The organism is Moorena sp. SIO4E2 (assembly GCF_010671945.1).
Lineage (GTDB): Bacteria > Cyanobacteriota > Cyanobacteriia > Cyanobacteriales > Coleofasciculaceae > Moorena > Moorena producens.
The window spans coordinates 1-8,413 of the sequence record NZ_JAAHIE010000330.1; the positions used below are offsets into that span (position 1 = coordinate 1).

At 44.1% G+C, this 8,413-nt stretch carries 7 protein-coding genes; 6 read left to right on the top strand and 1 reads right to left on the bottom strand.

Features of this window, described 5'->3' with window-relative positions; translation table 11 throughout:
• Positions 1 to 331, top strand: a 331-nt coding sequence (locus F6K37_RS25965) for a Uma2 family endonuclease (RefSeq protein WP_287253160.1), incomplete at its 5' end; no start/stop codon positions are given.
• Positions 332 to 582: 251 nt separating this feature from the next.
• Positions 583 to 1,338 (top strand): MBL fold metallo-hydrolase, encoded by a 756-nt coding sequence (locus F6K37_RS25970; protein ID WP_287253162.1) that lies wholly within the window; start codon positions 583 to 585, stop codon positions 1,336 to 1,338.
• Here F6K37_RS25970 and F6K37_RS25975 read toward each other — a convergent pair.
• Entirely contained in the window at positions 1,333 to 1,476 is a 144-nt protein-coding gene (locus F6K37_RS25975; protein WP_287253164.1) for a hypothetical protein, read from the bottom strand. The genes F6K37_RS25970 and F6K37_RS25975 overlap by 6 nt on opposite strands.
• Here F6K37_RS25975 and F6K37_RS25980 point away from each other — a divergent pair.
• From F6K37_RS25980 to F6K37_RS25995, 4 genes are all read left to right on the top strand, one after another.
• Positions 1,475 to 2,266 carry a glutathione S-transferase family protein gene (locus F6K37_RS25980; RefSeq protein ID WP_008190864.1) on the top strand — a complete coding sequence of 264 codons (792 nt, stop codon included), beginning with the start codon at positions 1,475 to 1,477 and terminating at the stop codon, positions 2,264 to 2,266. The genes F6K37_RS25975 and F6K37_RS25980 overlap by 2 nt on opposite strands.
• Before the next feature lie 360 nt (positions 2,267 to 2,626).
• Positions 2,627 to 4,336: a helicase HerA domain-containing protein gene (locus F6K37_RS25985; RefSeq protein ID WP_008190861.1), complete on the top strand. Its 1,710-nt coding sequence runs from the start codon at positions 2,627 to 2,629 to the stop codon at positions 4,334 to 4,336.
• Between the two features lie 424 nt (positions 4,337 to 4,760).
• Positions 4,761 to 5,603 (top strand): prohibitin family protein, encoded by an 843-nt coding sequence (locus F6K37_RS25990; protein ID WP_008190859.1) that lies wholly within the window; start codon positions 4,761 to 4,763, stop codon positions 5,601 to 5,603.
• Positions 5,604 to 5,911: 308 nt separating this feature from the next.
• Positions 5,912 to 7,843: an ABC-F family ATP-binding cassette domain-containing protein gene (locus F6K37_RS25995; protein WP_287253168.1), complete on the top strand. Its 1,932-nt coding sequence runs from the start codon at positions 5,912 to 5,914 to the stop codon at positions 7,841 to 7,843.
• Positions 7,844 to 8,413 lie beyond the last annotated feature (570 nt).

Consider the following 8,413-nt stretch of genomic DNA (forward strand, 5'->3'; position numbering starts at 1 on the left):
TAAGGGGAAACCGATCTATACCGGAAAAGGTAAGACTACTGTGATGAATCCTTTGCTAATTGTTGAAGTCTTATCTAAATCTACTAGAAACTATGACCAAGGAGAGAAGTTTCTCTACTATCGCTCAATTCCCCAATTCAAAGAATATATACTAATAGACCAAGCCAGATATCATGTCATCCAACATGCTAAAACTATTGAAGGACAATGGTTACTGACTGAGCAAACATCAGAAAATGGAATTTTGGAATTAAGTACTATCGATTTTACCATTAACTTTAGTGATATTTACGATGGAATTAAGAATGAAGAATTGAGAATGAAGAATTGAGAATGAAGAATTGAGAATGAAGAATTAAGAATGAAGAATTAAGAATGAAGAAGGCAGAATGAAGAAGGCAGAATGAAGAAGGCAGAATGAAGAAGGCAGAATTGAGTTATAATGGTGAAGGCAGAAGGCAGAATGAAGAATTGAGTTAGAATGGTTAAGGCAGAATGGTGAATGGTGAAGGCAGACTTCTAAATTCCAAATTCTAAATTCTAAATTCTAAATTCTAAATTCTACATTCTACATTCTAAACTATGTATCTCACCCATTTCGGCGCAAACACCTGGCTACTGGAACTTCCAGAGCAACGGATTCTGATTGACCCCTGGTTAGTGGGTTCATTGGTCTTTGGCAATCTACCTTGGTTCTTTAAAGGGGACAAACCGGAAGCAATTAACAGCATTCCGGATAAAATTGACCTAATTTTGCTCTCCCAAGGCTTAGAGGACCACACCCATACCCCAACCTTGGAAAAATTAGACAAAACTATTCCAGTGGTGGGCTCTACTAGTGCGGCAAAGGTAGTCAAACAGCTAGGTTATACCCAGGTAACCCCCCTTACTGCTGGTGAAACCGTTGCGTTAGGAAATCACTTAGAAATCCGAGCCTTGCCAGGAGCACCCATTGGTCCATTCCAGCAGGAAAATGCCTATCTGATCACGCAGTTGGATAGTGGTACCAGTCTTTACTACGAACCTCATGGCTATCCCCCTGCTGAAGTCAAGGATTATGCCCCAGTAGATATCGTGATTAGCCCAGCCCTAACCTTAGAAATTCCCTTAGCCGGGCCAATCGTTCAAGGGCATAAGACAGCACTGCAATTGGCGCAATGGTTACGACCCCAAGTCTTTCTGCCCACAACCATTGATGAAAATGTCAAGTATGAAGGGGTTTTGGGTTCCGTAGTGCGGGAAGTGGGGAGTCTCGAAGAATTGCGATCGCAACTCCTCCAGGACAATCTGCCCACAAAAGTCATCACTCCGGAACTAGGGGTTTCCTTGGAATTATAGGAAGGGAATCGGCAATCGGGAATCGGCAATCGGGAGAAGAGAGGGGGAAGTGTGGGAAGTATGGGAAGTGTGGGAAGAGGAATGTGAAAACGCTACAGTAGCATAGTGTCCCACATCAACAGCGAGAAGATCCAACATGCTGGAGTTGTATCAATTTGAACTGTCCCAATACTCAGAGAAAGTACGACTGATTCTGGATTACAAAGAGCTGGACTATCGTAAAATTGAGGTAACCCCAGGAGTAGGACAGTTAGAACTATTCCAACTGTCTGGTCAAAGTAAGGTACCAGTGCTAAAAGATGGGGATACCGTGATTAGTGATTCTACTGCGATCGCAATGTATTTGGATCGCAAGTATCCCGACAAACCCATCATCCCCACCGATCCCAAAGAACGAGGACTGTGTTTACTGATCGAAGAATGGGCAGATGAATCCATTGGTACCAAAAGCCGGAAAGTGGTCTATGGCGCATTGAGCCAAAATCCCGACTTCCGCAAATCGGTCCTACCGAACCAAACCCCGGATTTGCTCAAAACAGTAGTTGGTTCGGTACCCTCGGAATTTTTAGATATTCTAGGGTTTGGTGTCGGTTGTGGCACTGATGCCGTCAAGGAAGCCAAAGATGGTCTCAAGCAAGACCTAGAAGCCTTGAGTCTGTTACTCCTGGATAGTCCTTATCTAGTCAGCAACTCCCCTTGCTTAGCAGATTTTGCCGTAGCCGGTTTAAGTCTGCTCCTGAAATTCCCCGATGGGAATTATCTCGATATTCCCCAGCAATATCAAGGTAAAGGGATTCCTGGCTTGGCCGATAGTAACCTCTACGAAACCTTTTTCGCTTGGCGCGATCGCATCTATGCTGATTATCGCAAACCTTTAGTTTCCGATAGTCCTAGTGATTCTCAACCCACATCAATTGAGATCGACTAATAATAATTGACTCTAAGGGGTCAGCGGTCAGCCGTCAGCGGTCAGCGGTCAGCGGTCAGCCGTCAGCCGTCAGCTGTTCGCGTAGCGTGCGCGTAGCGCTTAAGCTGATAGCACCTCAACTAGCTTGTGTGGCACAGGCTTCTAGCCTGTGACCCATCCCATAAGCTGATAACTGATAGCTGATAGCTGATAGCTGATAGCTGATAACTGATAGCTGATAGCTGATAGCTGATAGCTGATAGCTGATAGCTGATAGCTGATAGCTGATAGCTGATAGCTGATAGCTGATAGCCTACTCCCTACTCCCTACTTCCAATCACCCAAATGATTTAGCATTGCTATAGTCCTGGAATTATGGTAATGGATTTAAGTCAACCTTTAGGTTCAGTTATTCAAGGCTCTTTGTCTGCTGGATTGGAAGTGCGATTACACCCCGATGTCTCCGTAGAAGATATGCGGGTGGGGAAATTTCTGGTGGTCCAGGGAATGCGATCGCGTTTCTTCTGTATGCTCACCGATGTGTCTTTGGGAACCTCCAGTCAGCGGATTCTGGTTAATCCTCCTAATCCCAATGATGATTTTCTACGGGATGTACTCGCAGGTAGTGGCACCTACGGTACGATTAATCTAACCCCGATGCTAATGTTTACGCCACAAAAGTCCCAGTCACAACAGCCAGTGGAACTAAATGGAAAAAGTCCCTTAGGCTCCTTTCAAGCTCAAAGTAGCGAAGAGATGGAATTGTTACCAGTAAAAACAATTCCCAGCCACTTTTCTCAAGTATACGATGCTAGTGAACGGGATTTTCGGGCAGTCTTTGGCTGGGAAGATGACCCCCATCGCCGGAATTTTTCCATTGGTCAACCCCTTGACATGGAAGTCCCCATATGCATCGACTTAGATCGGTTTGTGGAACGGAGTAACGGGATTTTTGGTAAGTCTGGCACCGGTAAATCCTTTCTAACTCGACTACTGCTATCTGGGATTATCCGTAGGCAAGCAGCAGTAAATTTAATTTTTGATATGCACTCGGAATATGGCTGGGAAGCCGTATCGGAAGGGAAACAATTTAGTACAGTCAAAGGGTTGCGCCAGCTTTTTCCATCCCAGGTACAAGTTTATACCCTCGACCCAGAATCCACCAGACGACGAGGGATTCGGGATGCCCAAGAGCTTTATCTAAGTTATGACCAAATTGAAGTAGAAGATATCAACCTAGTCCGAGGAGAGTTAAATCTTTCTGAAGCTAGTCTAGAAAATGCCATTATTTTACGCAATGAATTTGGCAAATCCTGGATTGTGCAACTGCTGTCTATGACCAATGAAGAAATCCAGGAATTTTGCGAAGTCAAACGAGGCAACAAGTCTTCAATTATGGCATTACAGCGCAAATTAAGCCGATTCGATGAATTGAAGTATATCCGCAGTGCTTGTCCCCATAATTATGTCAATCGAATTTTAGAATCTCTCGATGCCGGGAAGCATGTTGTCGTAGAATTCGGTTCCCAATCCAATATGCTTTCCTATATGTTAGCAACTAATTTAATTACCCGTCGTATTCATAACAGTTATGTCAGAAAAGCTGAAATATTTTTGCAGTCGAAAAATGCCAGCGATCGCCCCCGTCCCCTAGTAATTACCATTGAAGAAGCCCACCGTTTCCTAGATCCAGCCACAGTACGTCAAACAATTTTTGGGATTATTGCCCGTGAAATGCGCAAGTATTTTGTGACCTTGTTAGTCGTAGACCAGCGTCCTTCTGGCATTGATAACGAAGTCATGTCTCAAATTGGAACTAGGATTACTTGTTTACTAAATGATGATAAAGATATTGAAGCAATTTTTACTGGGGTGTCTGGTGGCCAAAGTTTGCGTTCGGTATTAGCCAAGCTCGATTCTAAGCAACAAGCCTTGATTTTAGGACATGCGGTACCAATGCCAGTCGTAGTCAAGACCCGTGCTTACGATCAGCAATTTTATCGGGAAATTGGGGAGCTAGATTGGCAAGAAGTGTCCGATCAAGAGGTATTTTTAGCCGCCCAATCAGCTAGGGAAGATATAGGGTTTTGAAGTAGGCTATCAGCAGTCAGCAGTCAGCGGTCAGCTTAAGCGCTACGCGCACGCGTGCGCGTTCAGTGGTCAGCCGTCAGTGGTCAGTGGTCAGTGCTCAGTGGCCACTCAAGTAGTGTGGCACAGGCTTCTAGCCTGTGATCCATAAGCTGTTCGGCGTAGCTTGGGCCTAGCCCATCAGCTGATATAGCAATCCGTCTAGGAATTGCTGAGAATTTTGTTCCCTACTCCCTACTCCCTACTCCCTGTTCCCTACTCCCAGATCCGCTGTTCCCTTTGCTTAAGCTGATAGACGAACTTTTCTAGTATGCTGAAAATATGATGCCATAAAGCTTACGAGATCTGGCAAATGCCCTATCTGGTAACATCAGTGCTTAATTACCCTGTGATTAATCCAGGGGATAATTCAAAAGGAGATTAAAACTTGAGGAACCAAAATCCACAAAATTTGCAATCTTTAGTCGGGGGGATTATCGCAGCATTAGTTATTCTCCTCTCCTTTAATTGTTTTGTAATTATCAATCCCGGTCAGGCTGGAGTCCTTAGTATTTTGGGTAAAGCTAGAGATGGCGCTCTGCTTGAGGGTATCCACTTCAAACTGCCCTTCGTCTCTATAGTCGATGTGTATGATGTCACCGTACAGAAGTTTGAAGTCCCAGCCCAGAGTTCCACAAAGGATCTTCAGGATTTGACCGCACGATTTGCCATCAACTTCCGCCTCGATCCCACTAAGGTGGTTAGTATCAGACGAAAACAAGGAACTCTACAGAATCTAGTGACCACAATTATTGCCCCTCAGACTCAAGAGTCATTTAAAATTGCTGCCGCCCTTCGCACTGCTGAAGAATCGATTACCCAACGGAGTCAGTTAAAGGAAGATTTTGATAAGGCTTTGGGCGAAAGGTTAGCCAAGTATGATGTCCAAGTATTGGATACTAGTGTCATTGACCTGAATTTTTCTAGGGAATTTGCCAAGGCAGTTGAAGAAAAACAGGTAGCAGAACAACAGGCCCAACGAGCTGTCTATATAGCACAGGAGGCTGAGCAAGAAGCTCAAGCAGAAATTAATCGCGCTCAGGGTAAGGCCGAAGCCCAACGACTGTTGGCGGAAACCCTCAAAGCCCAAGGGGGTGAACTGGTGCTCCAGAAAGAAGCGATCGCAGCTTGGCGAGAAGGTGGGGCTCAGATGCCTAAAGTTCTGGTTATTGGTGGTGAGGGGAATCACAGTGTTCCCTTTATCTTTGACCTAAACAACGTACCTCAATAGCATCAAAATGTCAATAAAATAGTCAAAAGCTCTTTAATTTCATGGTAGTTAGTAATAGTAAGTTTGATATTTTGCACTTGATTATTAGTAGTTAAATTACAACTACCAAAAACCGTTTTCTACCCAGAAAACGGTTTTTTTTTAAATAAATTTATAGCAGTCTAAGTAAACCTTAAGACATATTTATCTTCCCTACTCCCTACTCCCTACTCCCTACTCCCTACTCCCTACTCCCTACTCCCTAATCCCTAATCCCTACTCCCTAATCCCTACTCCCTAATCCCTACTCCCTTTCCTATAAATTTTTCATGAGTATTTTCACCCTACAATCAGTTCACAAAGACTTTGGGATTAAGGAAATCCTGAAAGAGGCTAGCTTTAGTCTAGATCCTATGGATAAAGTTGGTCTAATTGGCACTAATGGTTCAGGCAAATCGACCCTATTAAAGATAATTGCTGGTCTTGAGCCCATTGATAGTGGTCAACTCTCGGTTAATCCCAAAACTAAAATTGTTTACTTACCCCAACAACCAGACTTAGATGAAAACAACACGGTTTTGGAACAAGTGTTTGCTGATAGTGGTCAGCAGATGACTCTGATTCGTGAGTATGAAGAACTTTCCCAGAAATTGGCTCACAATCCCGAGGATAACCAACTGCTAGCACAGCTCTCAAGTGTAACCCAGCAGATGGATGCCACAGGAGCTTGGGAACTAGAAACAAAGGCAAAAATTATTCTGAGTAAATTAGGGATAGTTGATTTTGATGCTCCCATTGGTCAGTTGTCTGGTGGCTATCGTAAACGGATTGCTTTAGCAGCTGCCTTGCTAGCGGAACCAGAGGTATTGTTAATGGATGAGCCAACAAACCATCTTGATGCCATGTCAGTGGAGTGGTTACAGAGTTATCTGAATAGTTATCGTGGAGCAATCTTACTGATTACTCACGACCGCTATTTTCTAGACCAGGTCACCAACCGCATTATCGAAATTGACCGGGGAGACCTGTATACTTACTCTGGCAACTATTCCTACTATTTAGAGAAAAAAGCCTTAGCTGAAGAATCAGCCATCAGTACTCAACGGAAACATCAAGGGGTATTGCGCCGAGAGCTAGAATGGCTAAAACGAGGTCCAAAAGCTCGCAGTACCAAGCAAAAAGCTCGAATTGACCGTATTCACGACATGCAAGCCAAGGAGTTTAAACAAGCTCAGGGTAAAGTAGAAATTTCTACCCCTGGTCGTCGCATTGGCAAAAAAGTGATTGAGTTAGAAAATGTTTCTAAAGGCTATAACGCTAGAATTCTGCTCAAAGATTTTACCTACGAATTTAGTCCCGATGACCGAGTTGGCATTATTGGTGGGAATGGCGTAGGGAAATCTACCCTAATGGATATTATTACTGGACGCATTCAGCCCGATGCTGGTAAAATAGAAATTGGTTCCACCATTTATATCGGTTACTTTGACCAGCATTCAGAAGATTTGCTCGAAGCTCTTAATCAAAATCAACGGGTAATTGATTACCTTAAAGACGTAGCAGAGTATGTGACAACCGCTGATGGCACATTGATCAGTGCCTCACAGATGCTGGAGCGTTTCTTATTTCCTCCCACCCAACAGTATGCACCAATTCATAAGCTTTCCGGTGGAGAGAAACGTCGCTTGTTTCTGTTGCAAGTACTGATGAGTTCTCCCAATGTACTTATTCTTGACGAGCCCACTAATGATTTAGATGTACAAACTCTAGCTGTACTGGAGGAGTATCTAGAGGGGTTTAATGGTTGTGTGATTATTGTCTCCCACGACCGCTATTTCCTAGACCGCAGCGTAGATAAAATCTTTGCCTTTGAATCTGAGGGTAAGGTACGCCAGTATCCTGGTAATTATTCCCTTTATATCGATTATAAGCGAGAAGAAGAAGCAAAACTAGCCCAACAGATGGCTCAGACTCAAGGGAAAAAGGCTGAATCCTCTAAGGTCGAGCCGTCCACTAAAAAATCATCGAGTAATAACAAACCCCGTCGGCTGTCTAATTGGGAAAGGCGGGAATTTGATCAACTCGAAAGTCAGATTCCCCAACTGGAAGCTCAGAAAGCTGAGTTGGAGAAAACCCTTTATCAATCTCCTCCCAAAAATACCAGTGAGGTCCAGGCACTTTATCAGACCTTGGAAGCCTTGACTCAGGAAATTGATACAGCAACTGAGCGTTGGATGGAGTTGGCGGAACGGGAATTTTAGATCACAACCGTTGCGATTGGCCTACGGCCACGCTACGGGATTGACCGTAGGTCACGCTACTTGAGGTGCATAATTTAGATCACCAGCGCTGTGATTATACCGTTGCGAGCCTACCGTTCCATACGCATAATTGAGGTGACAGCTGATCAACGTTCAATTGTTCGTCAGTGGTTTGGAGGTACTACCAGTCATGATGAATTTTTGTTACGATCACCAAAAACATCCTGGCTCGTAAACTCTATCACTAGACTTATTGCATAAATCATGTTTTTGCCTCCCTAGCCCCCCAAATCTGGGCAGGGGATAATGGGGGCTTGGCACCATTGATGCAAGAGGTCTACTGTAGGTGGCGGTTTCCGGGGATAATCTGCTGTAGATGGGAAAACTAAGAAGGACTAATGGTCAAAGGAACAGGGGAATCCCTGTCAACCAAACTTCTGTAGTCAACCCGACAGCAACTTGGGATCAGGAATAAAAGTCCCCAGCTAAAATTTTCCTTGGAGACATCTTAATGCTGCGACTCGAACAAATTAGTAAAGTATACCCCACTGGCGAAGTTCTAAAGGATGT

Excerpts from the sequence above, each read along its gene's own strand:
- F6K37_RS25970 (WP_287253162.1), top strand. The coding sequence starts at position 583 with ATGTATCTCACCCATTTCGGCGCAAACACCTGGCTACTGGAACTTCCA.
- F6K37_RS25975 (WP_287253164.1), bottom strand. The coding sequence starts at position 1,476 with ATGTTGGATCTTCTCGCTGTTGATGTGGGACACTATGCTACTGTAGCG.
- F6K37_RS25985 (WP_008190861.1), top strand. The coding sequence starts at position 2,627 with ATGGATTTAAGTCAACCTTTAGGTTCAGTTATTCAAGGCTCTTTGTCT.
- F6K37_RS25995 (WP_287253168.1), top strand. The coding sequence starts at position 5,912 with ATGAGTATTTTCACCCTACAATCAGTTCACAAAGACTTTGGGATTAAG.
- F6K37_RS25980 (WP_008190864.1), top strand. The coding sequence starts at position 1,475 with ATGCTGGAGTTGTATCAATTTGAACTGTCCCAATACTCAGAGAAAGTA.